This window comes from Sulfodiicoccus acidiphilus, assembly GCF_003967175.1.
Taxonomy (GTDB): Archaea; Thermoproteota; Thermoprotei_A; order Sulfolobales; family Sulfolobaceae; genus Sulfodiicoccus; species Sulfodiicoccus acidiphilus.
In genome coordinates this window covers 608332-623207 of sequence record NZ_AP018553.1, presented here as the reverse complement: position 1 = coordinate 623207, position 14876 = coordinate 608332, and the positions used below count along the sequence as shown (strand labels likewise).

The window sequence follows — 14876 nt, the reverse complement described above, 5'->3', positions numbered from 1 at the left end:
TACTTTGTGTACGAGAGTAGGTAGAAAAATATTGCCAGGTTGAAAGTAATTATATGCTGGCCTTGACGGCGTAGTTGGCGTAGTGGTAAAGGGACAGGGCCTCTCCGAGCATGAGGAGTAGCGCACCTAGATCGACACCGAACAGACTGGACTGCGGCCCAGTGGAGGGGACAGTCCACATGTTGAAGGCAAGTACTACGGCAACAACGAACAGGACCGCCATCACCGTCTCTGCCAACGTAATCCGGGCCTTCCGGTTCACGGTTTCTTGGTTCGTGTTTCCTGAGGAACGACGCCAGAACCCCCTAGCGAAAGCCGCGAAGGCCAGGACCAACGCAACTGCCGCAGCTCCACCTGGAACGGTTGGATCGTTGATGGCCAGCCCCACGGTCCCAACTGCTAGCATACCTAACACTACAAGTCCGAATGCAGTCACTGGGGAAGGGCCGGTCCCCTTGGGTAGGACGGGCGACTCTAGGCTAACTTTCCTCCTACTCCACGTTCTTCCCATTGCGTAGACCCCGATGGCAGCGATCACGGCAGGGGGGAGGAGCACTTTAACCTGATCTGTGAAGGGCTCTGGAACTCCAGGCGCTAAGTAACCCCACACGCTCATTTCCACCAAGTAGGTTATGAGCATCACTCCCACCCACGTCCAGAACTTCCTACCGAAGGGGTGGAGCTCCTTGCCTCTGTCCAAGAACGGTAGCAAGAGTAGGTACACCATGGGTATGAGAACCGCCACTAAGAGGGCCCCGAAGGGAGGGTACGGTGCCCCATTGGGCATCAGGAAGTCGGCTATTTTGTAGAAGAAGAGGAAGAACCAGGGAGGATAAGCTGGGACAGAGGCGGCTTGTGGACTGCTGGGGGAGGGAGCTGGGTGTGGATTGAGCAGTAGTGGGAGGCCATTCACGTTAGCTAAGACGTTAGGCACTATCAGTATGAGTCCCCAGGTCATCAACATGAGCGACATCATATACACGAAGTTCCTGGGCCACCATGGGTTGAACTTAGACTCCTCCTCCTTAGTGTATACCGCTGGGGCAGTTGGCTTCACTCTCCTAGTGGGCATTATGCCGTACCTCTCCGCCATGAAGAAGTGCAATCCGAAGAGGAGTCCTATTAGCGCAACTAAGATTATGTGCCAAGCAAGCAGCCTAGTGAACGTGTCTTGTGTCGTACCGTTTCCGAAGAAGAGTGCGTTGAGCACCGATCCACCCGGGAAACTTCCTAGTATGCCTTCCCCTACTCCTACAGCGTCTACCCCCAGCACGTCCCCTACAAGACTGTAACCGACGAAGGAGGCCCCCATGGTCAAGACCAGCAGGAGTACTCCAGCCAACCAGACCAGTTCCCTGGGAGCCTTGTAAGCTCCCACGAAATAGTTTCTGAACATGTGTACATATGCCAGGAGTATCATAGCATATGCAGCGTAGAGGTGGCTGAAGAGCACCACAGAACCGTATGGGACGCTGTTTATGATGTATTGTGTCTGATCGTAGGGATCGGCTGGGTTATAGTAGAGGAGGAGAATTAATCCAGAGACCACTGCGTAAACGAAGGCCGACGCTACTAAGGCCCCCAGCCAATAGTTAGCCTTGTACATGTAGTCAGGCGTTCTGAAGAACGGTAGTTCGTCGAGTCCGAGTCTATCCCTGAGCCAGTTTGAGAACCTGTTGGACGTATCTACCACCTCAGCTGAACGGATTTATGGTCTTGCTCACTGTTGTAGTGTCTCCGCTGAGGGGGTTTCCGCCAGTGAGGTCCGAGGTGTGGCCGTAAACTGGGACGCCTCCCTCTTCCACCGCGTAGAGGTAGTCGGTCGTTGGGTCCCACTCCAGCTCCACGTAGGGGAGAGGCCTCTGCGTAGGTCCAGTGAGAACTGACGCACCGTGGTAGGGATCGTAGGTTGAGCCGTGGCAGTCACAGTGTATCACCCCCGGAGCGTTAGCTTGCTTCGCCGCGAGGAGTGCCTCCGCCGTCAACTCGGCCGGAGCGGGCATACCCAACTTCATGTAGCTGGGTGGATAGAAGTGAATCTCTGGCGGCTCGCAACCTAAGTGCTGGCATATGGCGCTGTAGGAGACTATTGACTTGGACGGCCCCACTCCACCAGGGAAGGAGTACTTCTCTCCCGTCTGTGGAATAACTACCTCTGTTGGCTGAACCTGCACTGGCTTGTTGGAGGCGTCCCCCAAGTTTAGCAGGAAGTTGGGTTCGTCAGCTAGCGGGTAGAGGTATATCGTGATCACGGGTTCGTTGATAGGCAAAGTGGAAGCCTTCAAGGGCGAACCAGAAGAGTCGACCAGGAGAACCTTAGGAAACTTGGTAATTCCGACACCCGGAGCTGGAAGCACCCTCAACCCAGGGAGTAGTCCGGCCACTGCCGCTACACCTACACCTATCGCTAACGCCTTCATGAAGTTCCTCCTACCTTCGTCTATAGTACCTACGTTCTTCTCCGCGTAGTTAAATAGGTAGTCGCTTCCCTTCGTGACGAATTCCCTCTCGTCGAACTTGGTCTTGGGGTTCCTCATTACCCTCTGAAGTCCCCTCGCGAAGAACAAATCCCACCTGTTGTACTTCCTCACTTCAACTCCCCACCTCTCTCTTTTCCGTGACAGCAATTGAGGGTTTAGCGTTGGACTGGGTCCTTTCCTTTACAGTCAAGTTCAACGAGTCCAACCCAGCCATTGCCAGTCCCAACCCAGGTGCGATAACGTAGAGCATCAGGTGGTACCCAGTGATCCCCATGAAGACTGTGCTGAAGAACAGGAAGAACCCAGCCGATGCCATGTACCTTCCCTTCACCAGGAGACCCACCACTGAGAAAAGAACTACACCGAAGGAAATGATCACCAGACCTAAACTATATGGGTCGCTGAGGGTTATTCCCACAGCCGAGGGTATTGTCATGTCCATGATGATCTCCATGAACCTGTTCTGTGTCACGAGAAGGTAAAGCGGCATTACAGTAGACGCTGCGACAATACCTAGTCCATACGACAAGGCGGCCCTCCTTCCCCAAGGTTTCCCGAAGAGGATCGTCGCTGCAGCTGAACCAGCGGCAGCTAGGAAGAAGAGCAGAGGGTAGTTGGAGTAGAGCAGTCCGACGTGAAGGTAAAGGAAGAAAGCCTCAACGTCCACCGCGATCAGGAGCGGCAAAGTCAGGAGAAGCACGGCCCGCCTCCTTCCATTACCCTTCGCCACCCCCTCCAGCCCGAGGATCGCTGTGGCAGTTACGGATGCAAGCGTGACCCAGGTCCAGAGACCAGTGGCGTAGTACTGGGGGAAAACGAACGCTAGCACGCTCGACACGACGAGGAGCGCTGCAAGGGGTGCAGCCAGAAAGAGCTTCCTCCACAGGGCCGCGAGCAGCGCCACCATGCCCACTAGCTCCAGCATCAGTCCCACAGTTCCTAGAAGTCCAAGGTAGGACAGAGCGTAGATGTGCAGGGGAATGGGCATTATAGCGAAGGTTGCCTCTCTAAACAGAAACTGTAACACCGCCCCAACGTAGAGGACCGCGAGTAACGTCCTGAGGTCTAAGTCCCCCTTCATTTCCTGAACACCACGTAGAGTAGCGCGAGGACCACTAGGGCCACCACGAGGCCGACTATTGTGACTTCGTCAGTCGTGCTCAGTGTCACTGTGCTAGTGGGAACGCTCGGAGCCGAGGACGAAACGTATAGAGTGAGGAAGTTCGAGGTTATTGACTTGTCGAAAAGGGTCTCTCCGGCCCTTCCTTGCCATACGGCGAAAGCTACGTCGTAACTGTGCCCGACGGTGAAGTTGGGCTCGTACTGGGCTAGGGAAGTGGGGACCGCCATTGGTCTCGCGAACTCCACAGTCCAGGTGCCATTGCTCCAGGACGCTCCTGTCCAAACGTAGAAGAGCGAGCCCTGAAGTCCGGAGGAAGCTACTGGAGAGTACCATATTCCTGCAGTGTCCACCTCGTACATGTTCGTTTGATTTGTGTATAGCGGAACCGCGAACCCATGGTTAGTAGTGTAGTTCAACCCAGTGAGAGAAGTGTTAGTCCAGAGTCCCACTTTAAACGCGGGATCTTGGGAGGAGTTCCAAGTCGCCCCAGACACCCACATCCATATGTTTGCTGGTCCCGCTGATAGGGAACCTCCCGCCTGCGTTATTTTGACCCCGTCGTAAACCTGTCCTGGGAACTTGCCTCCTATGTTCATACAATCCATGGGGCTAGTCTCGGATCCCATGTACCACATTATTGCCGCCCTGTCCGGGTAGTACCACGTGGAGTTCACGTAGTAACCGTAGAACATGGAATCTTGATCCAGAAGGTACTCCATGGGCCTTGGGGAGTGGTAGAGGAGAATCGTGCCGTTTCCAAGTACCTGTATCTGAGTGTCGTTGGGAGCTGGCAAGACCGCCACGCCGGAGTAGTTGAGGACTAACCTACCGGGCAGTTGCGTACCGTTCACTATCGTGTAATAATCGGTGTAGTTCTTCTCAAGGGTGTAAGTCACGCCGTGTGTCAACTCCATGATCCTGAAGACTCCTGGACCTGAAGCTGGGGGATACAACGAGGCCGCCGCTGCAGACCACGCGTTGAACGCAGGATTCTCGTCCGGCCACTTCATTAGCACCACTAAATCTGTTCCGTTCCAAGCTGCCTTCACTAGAACGTAGGGAGTTATACCTGAGGTGGGCACTCCGTTCAGGTTGGCCGTGAGGGAAACGTTGGTCCAAGGTATAGAGTTCCAGAACGACTCGGATCCGGGATCTCCCAAGTTCAGGGAACCGTGGACTCTGTAGGCGGTGATCTGAGGAGCGGTCTGGGCCAATGGAACCCCCACGAGCACGGCCGTGAAGGATAGGGCTAGGGCAACCATTACGACGAGTAGTGTGAGCCTGTTCATACTAATCGAGGATTTGTTTCCACCAACACGGTTATATTATTAATGGGTTGGACTGGGAGGGACAGTTTTCCTCTTCTTCTAACGCTAAAACGATTTCGTCCAGGAGACTTCCATGTACTGCATGGAAGTTGACGTCTCGCCCTCGGCAGTGGTGTGGGAGAGCACTAAGGCGTGCGACTTCGCGTGTAGACATTGCAGGGCACTGGCGATTCCACAGAGGTTGCCGAACGAGCTTAGAACCGAGGAGGTGCTGTCTCTCGTTGACGACATAGCCCTAATGGGGGTGAAGCTGTTCGTAGTGAGCGGAGGAGACGCCCTAAAGAGAGACGACCTATTCGAAGTCCTTTCGTACTCCTCGAAGAAACTCAGGACGGCCGTCTCACCAAGCGGTAGCCGTCTAACTTACGACGTTGCTAAGAAGTTCAGGGAGGCCGGCGTCTCGGCCGTCTCAGTGAGCGTGGACGGACCAGAGGAGGTCCACGATTACTTCAGGGGAGTTCCAGGAGCTTTCCAGCTTGCTAGGAAGGCCGTGGAAGCCGTTAGGGAGGCCGGCGTTCCACTTCAAGTGAACTCCACCATAAGTAGGTACAACGTCAGGTACTTAAGGGAGCTCAAGGAAACAGTCCTTTCCATGCACCCTCAGACGTGGGACGTGTTCATGCTAGTTCCGGTGGGGAGGGCTACTCCGGGGATGGCGATCTCTCCCAAGGAAGCGGAGGAGGTGATGGGGACAGTTTTGAGGTGGAGAATGAAGGAAGGGATAAACGTCAGGATGACGTGCGCTCCATACCTAGTTAGACTCGCCAACGAGCAAGGGGTTAGGCCAATTCCCCCCGACCTCAGGTACGGGAGGAGGAGTGTAGAGGGAGCGAGGGGATGCATGGCCGGCAACGGTTATGCGTTTGTGGGGTACGACGGTACTGTGTACCCGTGCGGCTTCCTACCCGTTCCTGCTGGGAATGTGAGGGACAGGAAGTTCAGCGAGATATATAGGGAATCGCCGCTCTTCGCAGTCCTTAGGGAACCGTCCAACTTGAGGGGGAAGTGTGGAGTCTGTGAGTACCGTACAGTGTGTGGAGGGTGCAGGGCTAGGGCCTACGCTGCCACCGGAGACTACCTAGAGGAAGACCCCCTATGTCTCTACGTTCCAGCGAGGATGAGATCTTGATAAGTCTCTCGAGGCTTATGGGAGGGAGGAACGAAAGGGGAGACTCGGTCAGGTTCCCTACTAGTGAGAGGAAGTATCCAGCCGTCCTGATCCTAGGACTAACAAGAAACTGCAACCTGAATTGCCTTCACTGCTACTCCAATTCTGGGGGAGCTAAGTTCATAGACCTACCATTGGACTTCTGGCTCCGAACGGTCGAGGAGGCGGGATCTATGGGAGTTAGACACATCGTACTCACCGGGGGAGAACCCCTCATGATGAGGGAAGTGAGGGAGATCGCGAGACATGCGCAAGATAGAGGAATAAGTGTCGAGATCTCCACTAACGGCACGGTTCTACGTACTTCCCTCCCACCTTTGGCTGAATACGTCAACTATGTGGGTGTGAGTCTGGACGGACCCCCTCAGGTGCACGATGAGCTGAGGGGATTGAAGGGGGCCCATCGTAAGGCACTTGAGGGTGCCAGGTTCGCCAAATCCCTCGGCCTCAAGGTGGGACTGCGATTCACCATCACGGCCCTCAACTGGTGGTACGTAGACGAGGCGTTGAACACTGTAGAGAGGGAAAGATTGGACAGGATATGCTTCTATCACCTAGCCTACGTCGGGAGGGCAGAAAGGGCCCTGGATGTCGATAACTCGACGAGGTTGAACGTAGTCGAGCACCTCCTCGACAAGGCCAAGGGAGTCAACTACGAGCTATTGACGGCGGACAACCCAGTCGACGGCATTCTGGCGTACTTAATCACGGGGAAACCTGAGCTGTTGAATCTGCTCAGAGCCAACGGCGGCAACCGGTCTGGGGAGAGGGTAGCTTACATTTCTCCTGAGGGAGTGGTCTATCCTGATCAGTTCACTCCAGTACCCATAGGGGTCGGGCCACACCTGAAGGAACTGTGGGATGGGCCTGCTCCACTTGTCGAAAAGCTCAGGGAAAGGAGGAGGTATGTTGAGTGTTCCTCCTGTCCCTTCTTCCCAGTCTGCAATGGAGGCTTGAGGGGGAGGGCTCTGGCCGTGACTGGGGACCTCTGGGCCAAAGATCCCTCCTGTTATCTCCAAGAAGCTCTATCTAGACATCCCATAAGTGTACAGGAGTATACAACTTCACACGTTAACCCACACAACGGCTAAAGGGAAGTTTCTCTAAATTTAACCTATGTGTGAACTCAGGGAGGAGGAGTTGAAGAGGGAGGTTCAGGAGGGAACAGTTCTTCTCGAGGAGAACAGGTTCAGCAGGGTGGGTGGAGAGCTCTACTTGAAAACCTTAGCAGGAGGGAGGGATCAGGGGATAAGTAAGAGTTACTATTACTATATCTTGGACTGGCTAAGGTCCTCTGGACTGATCAACCAAGAGGGGAGAGTGAGAGGTAACCTGGTCCTCCCGTTCAGGGGAGAGGATGGAGTCAAGCTCACGGATGGAGTCCTGTGGGTGGAGGGCGATAAGTTGAGGTACGTCAGGTTGGGAGGATCTAGCTGTGAGGACTGCAAGTTATTACCCACCTGCATATACTTCGTCAAGGACTTGAACAGGAAGTTGAAGGTCCCCTTACGGAGCGAGTATCCTCGAGGAGCGTGGAGGGAGGTGCTGAGGGAGTTGCGGGCTAGAGCCTCAGCTTCATCTCACATGGTAGCCCCGAAGGTCATTGACCTCGACTATCAGAGGCTCCTCACAGTTCAATCCTGACGTCCACGGCGTAGGCCCCTTCCTCGTTCACCATTAAGGGGTTAACGTCCATTTCCCTAACGTTGAGATCCACTATCAATCTGGATATGGTCGATATCGTCCTAGCCACAGAGCCTAGGTCGTAGTTCCTGTTCCTCGCCGTCAGTAATTGAGTCACCTTGCTTTCGGACATGACTTCTAGTGCCTCGTCCTCCGAGACGGGGGAAAGGGCGTAGCTTAGGCTCTTTATTACCTCGACGTGGACCCCACCAATTCCCACAACTACGGCGTGACCGAATGCCGGGTCCCTCAGACCACCTACGAACACCTCCACCCCGTGCAACTGTCTCTGTAGAAGGACTCTCTTGAACTTAGAGGACACTAGCTTGTATGCCTGCTCCAACGAGTCACGCTCCACGTTCATCACCACCCCTCCTACTTCGGTCTTGTGTATTGGTTCGTCAGTGGACGCCTTCACAACTAGGGGGAATCCCACTTTCGTTGCAGCCTCGTTGAGTTGAGAGGGGTCCTCCACCACCGCCCACCTTGGGGTCCTCACGCCGTAGAGTTCCATCAGTTTCATCGCCACGTAGTCCGGTAGGTACTTTCTACCCTCAACTAACTCTCGCGCCTCCTCTAGTGGTTGTGGGACCCTGATCTTCCTTTGAGGAGGTCTCCTCTTCAGGACGTAGCTGATAGCCTTGACAGCGTCCTCAGGGAACCTGAACGCGGGCATCCTAGCCAACTCGAGGGTTCTCGAGGCCGCGTCCTCGTCTAGTCCCATGACTACAGTCACTACTCCCTTTCCCTTGAACTCCAGCGCCACCCTAGCGACCTCGCTGCAGCTGACCATCGGCAAGGACTGCACAATTACCAGTTTAGTGCAGTCGAGGTCCTGGACAATCTGCAGTGCCCTCCTGTACCTCTCGCTGTCCGCGTCTCCGGAGAGATCAAGAGGGTTCTTGGGGAGGCTCTGAGGGGGGAGCACCTTCTTCAACTCCTCGTTAGCCCCTGGAGTCAGAGTGACCATCTTCAGTCCTGAGGACTCTATGGAGTCGGCAGTGAGCACGCCATGTCCCCCTGAATTAGTCACAACTAGGACGTCCGGCCTTATGGGTTCATCGGCTGTGAGGACCTTAGCTAGGTTCAACATGTCTTCCAACCCATCCACCTGTATTCCGCCCACTGTCCTCACCGCAGCCCTAAAGAGCTCACCAGAGCCTGCTACGCTCCCAGTGTGAGTTTTAGCGGCCTCAGCTCCTCCCTTCCCTGTCCCTCCCTTCAGGAACACTAAGGGTTTCCTCTTCGCTACGTCTGGAACCACGTCCAAGAACCTGCTTCCATCCGCCACACCCTCAAGGTAGGAGAAGATCGCCCTGGTTTCGAGGTCCTCAGCGAGGAACTGAAACACGTCAGTCTCGCTGACGTCTGCCTGATTTCCGAGGCTAACGAAATAGCTAAGTCCGGTCCTAGTTCTCTGAGCCCAATTCAACATGTAAACCCCGATACCCCCGCTCTGAGCGACGACCGCCACATTTCCTCTTAGGACATCCGCGAAGGCGAAAGTCGCGTTCATTGCGGGTGTTACCAAGCCCAAAGTGTTGGGCCCCAGCACTCTCACATCGCCCTTTCTAGCTATGGATACGAGTTCGTTCTCCAGTCTGGCCCCCTCTTCGTCGGTCTCCCTGAAACCGGAGGTTATTACTACTGCTGCGCCCGCTCCGACCTGGACCGCCTCCTCCATGACTTGGGGGACAACTGTCCTCGGCACAGCGACAACCACTAGGTCAACGTTCTTCACTTCCTTCAATGATCTATTTGCCTTAACACCCTCCACCGAGTCGGCCTTGTCGTTCACTGCGAACACCTTCCCCCGAAAAGTTGATAGAACGTTCCTCAGAACGATGTTACCTACCTTGTCCCTATTTCTAGAAGCCCCCACCACCGCCACGCTGGAGGGCCGAAAGAGCTTCTCTAGCATAAGTAGAAGGTGTGACAGTAGGTAAAAAGTCCTAGAGGTACATCACCACTCCACCATACACTTCCTCCAGGAAGGACTCAGCTCCTCGTACTTCGTCCACCTCCTCGACGAGGTCCTCCTTCCTGACGTTGTAGAGGGCCGCCGCGTATGGGCAAGCGTAAACCTTGAAGCGATCCTTGAAGTCGCCCTTCAGTTGTTTAAGGAAGGAGTGCCAGTCGGGTAACTTGCCGGAATTCACGAATTCCCTCAAGTTCCCGACGTAGGTCTCGACGTCCGTTGAATAGAGTGGTGGATAGTAAGCGGCTTCGATCGTACTGAGCTTCGGTAAGACCTCCTTCTTGAAGGCCACCAACCCCTCGTTCACGAGGTGAACTCGCACTTCCCATCCCCCCGCCAAGGCCGCACCAGCGTAAATGAAGAGACAGCAGAGCCTGTTGGCGGCCCCTGAGGCGAACACTATTCCCAATTTTCGACTCTCCAAGCGTTATCACCACAATAAACCATGCTATTGAGATTCTTATACTTTGTGCTTAATTCGTTCAAAACGTCCTCCGCTAAGTTTTTGACCTAGTCTCGGAAGCGGAACCTGTGAGAGAAGATCTGAAAGACATTGGTATAGACGAGTTAATGAAGAGACTAGGAACTACTAAGGAGGGACTATCAAACGAGGAGGCGAGGAACAGGTTAGAGAAGTTCGGATACAACGAGGTGGTTGAGAGGAAGGAGAGCCCTCTCCTGAAGTTCTTGAGGAAGTTCTGGAGTCCAGTACCCTGGATGCTGGAAGTCACCATCGCCATTACCTTCGCTCTGAAGAAGTATCCCGACTCTTTGATCATCCTTTTCCTCCTAGTGTTCAACGCCATCGTGAGTTACGTACAGGAATCGCGGGCCCAGAACGCTGTGGAGATCCTCAAGAAACGGCTATCGGTTCAGGCGAGGGTGCTCAGAGATGGGAGGTGGACAAAGGTTCAGGCGAGGGAACTGGTCCCAGGGGACGTGATAAGGGTGAGGTTAGGTGACATAGTCCCCGCTGACGTCAAGGTCTTGGATGGGGAGGTCGAGGTGGACCAGTCCGCCCTCACTGGGGAGTCTGTGGCTGTGGAGAAGGGAAAGGGTGACGTCCTCTTCTCTGGGTCGGTGGTTAGGAGAGGTGAGGCCACCTGTGTCGTGGCGTTGACCGGACCTAATACCTATTACGGTAAGACTACCGAGCTGGTGGAAAGCGCTGGCTCCAAGTCTCACATAGAGTCACTGATCTTCGGAATTGTGAGGAGTCTCATAGTTCTGGACGTGGTGTTGGTTTTGGCTATGACTTCATTTTCCTTACTTGAGCACGTGAGTTTCACACAGGTGCTCCCCTTCTCCTTGGTCGTCCTAATCGCGTCAATTCCGGTTGCTCTACCAGCGACGTTCACCATAGCGATGGCCATAGGAGCGTTGGAGATGTCCAAGAAGGGAGCTCTGGTCACAAGACTCACAGCGATAGAGGACGCGGCTTCAATGGACGTACTATGCATGGACAAAACGGGCACCATAACGGAGAACAGGTTGAGAGTTGTAGAACCAAAGGCCTACAAGGGGACGGAGGACGAACTCCTCAGGTATGCCTGTCTTGCCTCCGACGAAGCGAGCCAGGATCCCATAGATCTAGCGGTCATCTCCTACGCCAAGGAGAGGAATATGACGGTGGACTACGAGAATAGGCTACAGTTCAAACCCTTCGACCCCTCAACGAAGAGAACCGAGGCCGTAGTTAACGTAAACGGAGAGAAATTCACGGTGATCAAGGGAGCCCCTCAAGTTGTAGCGGAAGTGTGCAAGAGGAGGTATGAGGAAATAGAGCGAGACGTAGAAAGCTACGCCTCACGCGGTTTCAGGGTCATAGCGGTGGCCGCGGGAAGGGAAACCCCAGAGCTTCTAGGTGTAATTCCACTCTACGACAGGCCAAGGCCCGACTCTAGGGAACTGATCATGGAACTCAACGCCTTCGGTGTTTCCACGAAGATGGTGACTGGCGACAACTTGGCGATCGCCGATGAAGTTGGTAAGGAGGTGGGAATAGAGGGCGGCGTATGCAGAGTACTGGACGTCAAGGAGGGCAAGGCAGCTATCGATGGCTGTTCGGTGTTCGCAGAAGTTTTCCCGGAGGACAAGTTCTTCATCGTGAAGAGACTTCAGGAGGAGGGACACGTGACCGGGATGACAGGGGACGGAGTGAACGACGCCCCAGCCTTGAAGCAGGCCGAGGTCGGAATAGCAGTCAGCAACGCGACCGACGTAGCGAAGGCTTCGGCTAGCATAGTACTCACCCACGAGGGGATATCGGACATAGTTGAGGCCATCAAGAGCGGGAGAAGGATATACCAACGCATGCTTACCTACACGTTAAATAAAATAATGAAGACGATGCAGGTAGTGCTCTTCCTCACTTTATCGTTCTTTGTGGTGAGATTCTTCGTTACTACTCCGTTCGACGTGATCCTCCTCCTCTTCGCAAACGACTTCGTGACCATGTCGATAGCCACAGATAACGTCAGGTATTCCCAGAGGCCTGAGAGGTGGAACGTTAAGGCCCTAATTGCGAGCTCGGCGCTACTCTCCGCCCTACTGGTAGTGGAGGGCTTTGTAGTGCTCTGGCTGGGCCTGAGATTGGGGTTAGGAGTAAATGGGATCCACACCTTCGTCTTTGACGCTCTAGTTTTCTCTGGACTTTTCACTGTGTTCATGGTCAGGGAGAGGAGGAGATTCTGGCACTCCAAGCCAAGCAAGTGGATGTCATTGTCAATAACCGGGGATGTTATAGCAATATCGGCGATCTCGGTCGTTGGGCTCCTAGTGACACCCATCCCCCTCTGGGACGTCCTCGTTGTACTGGCTTTCACCTTTGCCTGGATGGCGTTAATGGACTTAGTAAAGAACGAAGTGTTCAGGAGATACCAACTTTAAAGTCGTGTTGAGTTTCTTCCGATCCCTAAAACAGTTTGCGACGTTCAATGACATATCCCACAAAACCGTTGAGTCTCCACGATCCAGTGAGTTATCTCTATCCTCTGCCGCTCCACTGAGACTAAAGTTGAACCGACGGTTGAGATCACTCTGTGAGAGAACTCTCAATGGTGAGGAGGAAAGCTGGAATTCAGAAAACGTTTACAAAATCCAAAAGCCTCACTCTTTCAGGATGGGGAGGAAGTCAGCGCGAATACATTTTATCTAACTATCAGAACAGGGACCTTGGAGTTGTTTACTACCGCGCTCGATACGCTGCCCAGGAAGAGTTTCTTAAAGGTCGAGAGTCCCCTACTCCCCATTACAATCAGCCCGACTCCATTACTTTCCGCGAACTCCATGATAGCTGTTGGTGGATATCCCGCCGCTACCTTGGGTTCACAGTCCACTCCAGACGAACGTGCCCTCTGGGCGACTTCGTTAACGTGGGACTCCGCCCTCTTCTCGAGTTCCTTGAACGATATGGGAGGGGCGGCGAAGCTATAGAGTATGGTATTGTCTACCACCTCTAAGACGTAGAGCTTCGCCGAGTACTTCTTGGCGACGTCTACAGCAACTTCTACCGCCTTCTTGGCCTCCTCTGAGCCATCGTAGGCCAGAAGAACCTTCTCAAACATTCGGGTTCACCATTCCCTAGTCACACCTTATATCTATACTTGAAGAATATTTAAGTATTCAACGTTGGGTGCCTCCCAACAGAAGGGGCGGCTAACGACTCGTTTAACTTCAGACTGACGTTTTTAAGGGGGAAACGGAGTTCTCCTCGTGGCAGAGAAAGTTTCGTTTTGGCAGGCGGTAGCGGTTGGACTGGGAGCGATAATCGGAGCAGGGATATTCGTACTTTCAGGATCCGCGATCTCATTGGCGGGATCCTGGTCGCTTCTCGCGTTCCTCTTCGTAGGGGGAATGAGCCTCCTCACGGCAACCGTCCTAGGGGAACTGGCGACCATACTGCCCCACGAGAAGGGATCTACTTATTCCTACGCCTATAAGGCGTTCGGCAGGGAGCTAGGGTTGGTCACTGGAGTAATGGTGTTTTTCAGCTTCTCCACGTCTATCGCTGCGGTGGCCGATGGGTTCGGAGCGTACTTAGCCTCAGCTCTCAGGGCTCCCAGCTTTTCCCTAACCTTTGCAATTGCGCTGACTCTAGTCCTCACCCTCGTGAATTTGGCGGGGATACAGAAAGCAGCGCGAGCAGACCTTTTCCTGGTTTTGATTAAACTTTCAGTTCTCTCCCTGTTCATAACGTTCTCTCTCTACGTAGGTTTCGCTCGGTTCCACCCCTCCAACTTCGCTTCGACTCCCAGGCAAAGTTCTATACTTCCCTTCTTCTCGTCTACGATCGCGATCTTCTTCGCCTACACCGGGTTCCAAGTGATAACTTCCTTCACAGACGAGGTGAAGGGTGGACCTGAGGTTGCTGCGAGGGCAGTCGTAGTATCGGTGCTGATCAGCGTCCTCTTCTACGTATTAGTGGCGCTCTCACTCATCTTGCTAGTTCCAGTGAGTAAGTTCGGTGTTAACGCTGACCCCCTCTCCTTCGCCCTTGCCTACGCTGGCGCCCCTGTGTGGCTCCACGAGGTCGTCGACTTCGGAGGCATGGTGGCCACCACTTCCGCCACCCTCGCCATGATCCTAGCTTCAGGGAGAACCCTATATCAGCTCGCCTTGGACATGGAACTGCCGAAGTTCCTCCTCAAGTATGACTCCCAGAGAGATGTACCTTCGACAGCCGTCGTGATATCCGTAGCTATAGCCATAGCGACCTTCTTCGCTGGCAACGTTTATGTCATCGCTTCCATAAGCAATTTCGGCTTGGTGTTCTCGTTCATAGCGAGCAACCTAGCTCTAGTACATTTCAGAAGGAGAGGTGTTGTGGGCACTTATAGGACGCCTCTCTATCCCTATTCGATCGTTGCCTCTACAGTCATGCTGATCTCTCTCCTGGCAGGCTTTCCAAGAGAGGCTCTCACGATAAACGTCGCAGTAGTGGTCGTGATGTTTGTAGCTGCGTACCTCATCAAGGACTTTCGCGAACTCAACGTATTGAGAAAATTCGAAGAGAAGAGGTCGGCGGGAGCTGGAAAAAGACGCTAGTTTCTAGTTACCCTCGGGGTGACAGGACTTAGGTTCAAGAGGGCGTTCTCGTCTTTCCAAATCCCTCAAC

The 14876-nt window shown here is 54.0% G+C and carries 12 protein-coding genes; 5 read left to right on the top strand and 7 right to left on the bottom strand.

Annotated features, from left to right (window positions below):
• Positions 1–49: 49 nt before the first annotated feature.
• From soxC to cbsA, 4 genes are read right to left on the bottom strand one after another with little or no spacing between them, the layout of a single operon-like run.
• A complete protein-coding gene (soxC, locus tag HS1genome_RS03295) occupies positions 50–1693 on the bottom strand; it encodes a proton pump complex cytochrome B SoxC (RefSeq protein ID WP_229768119.1) in 1644 nt (547 codons plus the stop codon).
• 1 nt (position 1694) lies between these two features.
• Entirely contained in the window at positions 1695–2537 is an 843-nt protein-coding gene (locus tag HS1genome_RS03290; RefSeq protein WP_126451292.1) for a Rieske 2Fe-2S domain-containing protein, read from the bottom strand.
• Positions 2538–2592: 55 nt separating this feature from the next.
• Positions 2593–3561, bottom strand: a complete 969-nt coding sequence (locus tag HS1genome_RS03285) for a hypothetical protein (protein ID WP_126449604.1) — start codon at positions 3559–3561, stop codon at positions 2593–2595.
• Entirely contained in the window at positions 3558–4892 is a 1335-nt protein-coding gene (cbsA, locus tag HS1genome_RS03280; protein WP_126449603.1) for a cytochrome b558/566 subunit A, read from the bottom strand. The genes HS1genome_RS03285 and cbsA overlap by 4 nt, the downstream gene beginning before the upstream one ends.
• Before the next feature lie 112 nt (positions 4893–5004).
• Between cbsA and HS1genome_RS03275 the strand changes: the two genes are divergently transcribed.
• From HS1genome_RS03275 to HS1genome_RS03265, 3 genes are read left to right on the top strand one after another with little or no spacing between them, the layout of a single operon-like run.
• Positions 5005–6060 (top strand): radical SAM/SPASM domain-containing protein, encoded by a 1056-nt coding sequence (locus HS1genome_RS03275; RefSeq protein WP_229768121.1) that lies wholly within the window; start codon positions 5005–5007, stop codon positions 6058–6060.
• Positions 6057–7190, top strand: coding sequence for a radical SAM protein (locus tag HS1genome_RS03270; RefSeq protein ID WP_126449602.1), 1134 nt, complete (start codon positions 6057–6059; stop codon positions 7188–7190). The genes HS1genome_RS03275 and HS1genome_RS03270 overlap by 4 nt, the downstream gene beginning before the upstream one ends.
• 25 nt (positions 7191–7215) lie before the next feature.
• Positions 7216–7743, top strand: coding sequence for a hypothetical protein (locus HS1genome_RS03265; RefSeq protein ID WP_126449601.1), 528 nt, complete (start codon positions 7216–7218; stop codon positions 7741–7743).
• Here the strand turns inward: HS1genome_RS03265 and HS1genome_RS03260 are convergent.
• Positions 7727–9703, bottom strand: a complete 1977-nt coding sequence (locus tag HS1genome_RS03260; protein WP_126449600.1) for an acetate--CoA ligase family protein — start codon at positions 9701–9703, stop codon at positions 7727–7729. The two genes, HS1genome_RS03265 and HS1genome_RS03260, sit on opposite strands and share 17 nt — an antisense overlap.
• Positions 9704–9734: 31 nt before the next feature.
• Complete coding sequence (locus HS1genome_RS03255; protein WP_126449599.1) at positions 9735–10184, bottom strand: peroxiredoxin; 450 nt, start codon at positions 10182–10184, stop codon at positions 9735–9737.
• Between the two features lie 107 nt (positions 10185–10291).
• Between HS1genome_RS03255 and HS1genome_RS03250 the strand changes: the two genes are divergently transcribed.
• The gene (locus HS1genome_RS03250; protein ID WP_229768122.1) at positions 10292–12649 is read left to right on the top strand and encodes a plasma-membrane proton-efflux P-type ATPase; all 2358 of its coding nucleotides are present in this window, start codon (positions 10292–10294) and stop codon (positions 12647–12649) included.
• A gap of 260 nt (positions 12650–12909) precedes the next feature.
• Here HS1genome_RS03250 and HS1genome_RS03245 read toward each other — a convergent pair whose 3' ends face one another.
• On the bottom strand, positions 12910–13326 hold the full coding sequence (locus HS1genome_RS03245) for a universal stress protein (RefSeq protein ID WP_126449598.1): 417 nt from the start codon (positions 13324–13326) through the stop codon (positions 12910–12912).
• 148 nt (positions 13327–13474) lie between these two features.
• Between HS1genome_RS03245 and HS1genome_RS03240 the strand changes: the two genes are divergently transcribed.
• Positions 13475–14806, top strand: a complete 1332-nt coding sequence (locus tag HS1genome_RS03240) for an APC family permease (protein WP_126449597.1) — start codon at positions 13475–13477, stop codon at positions 14804–14806.
• Positions 14807–14876: the final 70 nt, after the last annotated feature.